Origin of the sequence: Mesorhizobium sp. M7A.F.Ca.CA.002.04.1.1 (genome assembly GCF_004022805.1) — a bacterium.
Lineage (GTDB): Bacteria > Pseudomonadota > Alphaproteobacteria > Rhizobiales > Rhizobiaceae > Mesorhizobium > Mesorhizobium ciceri.
The window spans coordinates 1-1,854 of the sequence record NZ_RZPL01000931.1 but is presented as its reverse complement, the minus strand read 5'-3'; the positions used below and the strand labels follow the sequence as shown (position 1 = coordinate 1,854).

The window sequence follows — 1,854 nt, the reverse complement described above, 5'->3', positions numbered from 1 at the left end:
GGTTGACGCAGAGGTTGGAATGGGCACCGTAGGAGAGGCCGACCGAGGCCGAAGCGCGCGAAATCTCCTCGACGGCGATCACATGGGCGAGATAGCCCATGCCGCTGCCGCCGAAATCGGGGTCGGCGGTGATGCCGAGCAGGCCGAGCGCACCGAATTCGCCCCACAGATGCGCCGGGAATTCGTTCGAGCGATCGATGTCGGCGGCGATCGGCGCGATCCGGTCCTGGGCAAAGCGCCGCACCATGTCGCGCAGCGCCTCGATCTCTTCGTCATGCCCGAAGCTGAGCGTGTTGGTGTACATTTTTCTCCTCCCTGCGCATGACCTCGAAAATCGACTTTGATTTCGGAAAGGGATCATGCGCGAATCAAAATGCTGCAGCGTCCTTTGCGCGTCCGAAGGGACGCGCGGCGCCGTAGGCGTCGATCTTCGCGCCGACGAGCCGCATTGTCATTGAAAGATATGTTGTGGTCACTTCAGCGATCGACAGCCGTTCGCCCGGCCGAAACCAGACGATGACGCCGGTCATCATCTGGATCAGCGCCATGGCGGTCAGCCCGGTGTCGTCGATGCTGAAGGTGCCCGTCTCGGCGCCGTCGCGCAGGATGGTGCGCAGCTCCTTCTCGTAGGCAGTGCGCATGCGCAGGATCTGCGTCAGCCTTTCCGGCGACAGGCTGCGCAATTCCATGTTCGACACATGCGTGGCGTGCCGTCGCTCGATGTGGAAAGTGATGTGGTTTTCGACATAGGCCGAAAGCCGCTGCACGGGATCCGCATTAACCGGGCGAGCTGTTTCCCACGCTTCGGTCAAACCTTCCATGTGCTCGCGCATCAGCGTGAACAGAAGCTCTTCCTTGGTCGGAAAGTAGCGGTAGAGTGCGGCCGCCTGTACGCCGACCTCGGCGGCGAGCTGTCGCATCGACATCGCCTCGTAGCCAAAACGCGCGATCAGATTGACCGCCGCCTCACGAATGGTCGCTTCGGTCTTTTCGCCATCAGACCCGGCGGTGCGTGCCATGTCAGCTCCTCTGCGGAGCAATAATAAAACGAACGTTTAATTAATTCAAGGCGCTCAATCCAAATCCGCCTTCATGCCACGATTCTGAACCCAACAGAGGCGTTGTCTGCCTCCAACTCCTCGACGTCGACCTTGGAAACCAAAGCCCCGGCCGGCCCTTTCCAGAGGCGCTCGATCATTGTCGAGACCTCCTCATCGAGGCCTGCGATCTCGGCCGTTACGGACCCGTCCGCTTCATTGCAAACCCAGCCCGCAAGACCAAGGCCCGTGGCCTCATCCCGGGCCCAGGCTCTGAAGCCGACGCCTTGCACGTTACCGTAGACGCGTGCGTGCACTTTCCTGCGATGACCAGCCATGAATCTCTCCAAGCCTGTCTCGTTTTGAATCTGGCGCACGGCCTGAGGAATGCAACCTGCGCGCGGACGCAATAGCTGGGCCTTCCGGCTTTAGCTGGCCTTCTGGCCTTGAATTTAATTGACTCAGTCCACTAATTTAGGAAAATGGAACTGCTTTATTAGGAGCTGGCCGCAAATGTTGGACGAACGCAACGCATTGGTGGCCGATGTCCGGCGCTTCAATCGCTTCTACACGCGCACTGTCGGCCTTCTCGACGAGACGCTGACACAAAGTGCATTCACTTTGACCGAGGCGCGCGTGCTGTTCGAACTGGGTCACCGCAGCAACCCGGCTTCCGCCGAAATCGCCGGCGAGCGAGGTTTCCTGGTTGGGGCTTTTCGGCTCGAGAATGGCCCGGCGGCCTCCGAAATATCGAGACAATTGCGTGTCGATGCCGCCTATCTGACGCGGATCCTGCGCAAGTTCGCGGGCCAGGGGC

General features: G+C 60.3%; 3 protein-coding genes and 1 pseudogene. 1 reads left to right on the top strand and 3 read right to left on the bottom strand.

All coding sequences use genetic code 11. From position 1 onward, the window contains the following. The 3 genes from ENZ75_RS30615 to ENZ75_RS30605 form a co-directional block, all read right to left on the bottom strand. Nucleotides 1–304: acyl-CoA dehydrogenase family protein (locus tag ENZ75_RS30615; protein WP_206617138.1), on the bottom strand; the 304-nt coding region annotated here is incomplete at its 3' end. Nucleotides 305–368: 64 nt separating this feature from the next. Continuing rightward, nucleotides 369–1,019 carry a TetR/AcrR family transcriptional regulator gene (locus tag ENZ75_RS30610; RefSeq protein WP_013532606.1) on the bottom strand — a complete coding sequence of 217 codons (651 nt, stop codon included), beginning with the start codon at nt 1,017–1,019 and terminating at the stop codon, nt 369–371. Between the two features lie 71 nt (nt 1,020–1,090). Then, nucleotides 1,091–1,375: an acylphosphatase gene (locus ENZ75_RS30605; RefSeq protein WP_013532605.1), complete on the bottom strand. Its 285-nt coding sequence runs from the start codon at nt 1,373–1,375 to the stop codon at nt 1,091–1,093. Nucleotides 1,376–1,550: 175 nt separating this feature from the next. Here ENZ75_RS30605 and ENZ75_RS30600 point away from each other — a divergent pair. Next, a pseudogene (locus ENZ75_RS30600) lies at nt 1,551–1,854 on the top strand (MarR family transcriptional regulator); the annotation flags it as partial.

What these genes read in the sequence shown, in the direction of transcription:
- ENZ75_RS30610 (WP_013532606.1), bottom strand. Translation starts at nt 1,019, where the DNA reads ATGGCACGCACCGCCGGGTCTGATGGCGAAAAGACCGAAGCGACCATT.
- ENZ75_RS30605 (WP_013532605.1), bottom strand. Translation starts at nt 1,375, where the DNA reads ATGGCTGGTCATCGCAGGAAAGTGCACGCACGCGTCTACGGTAACGTG.